This is a genomic window from Pedobacter sp. 01N416 (assembly GCF_056399685.1).
Window position 1 is genome coordinate 1 of the sequence record NZ_JBFTRT010001102.1, and the last position, 455, is coordinate 455.

At 33.0% G+C, this 455-nt stretch carries 1 pseudogene; it reads left to right on the top strand.

The annotated features are described in order from the left end of the window. Window positions 1-172 precede the first annotated feature (172 nt). Window positions 173-455 (top strand): annotated as a pseudogene (locus tag AC1DND_RS29430) (hypothetical protein); the annotation flags it as partial.

The following is a 455-nucleotide window of genomic DNA, read 5'->3' on the forward strand; positions in this document are numbered from 1 at the left end:
GTAAATAAACTTAAACTTTTTGCAATTGCAGATAATGTTTATATGTTCCAGCAGTCTAAACGCCTTCCCGATGCTGAAAACGTAAATCCATATGGGGAATATAATGGCGGGGGATATCCTATCCCAAGAAAATATACACTTGGTTTGGAACTTCAATTTTAATTTTAACACTATGAGACAGCACTTAAAAACTTTAAGCATATTAAGTTTAGTTATATTAATAACTCCACTTATTTCTTGTAAAAAAATATTGGAGCAGGAACCAAAAAACTCTACTTATTTAGAAAAATTTTGGAAATCAGCAGGTGATGCAAGAAGTGCATTAGCTGGTAATTATGCATTGCTTCGCAATGCTTGTACAGATAAGGAAAACCGTTACTATATGTATGGAGATGCCATTGCCAAGAATTATTTTACAATTCAGTATAATGGGGATGGGCTTGAAGGTATACAAA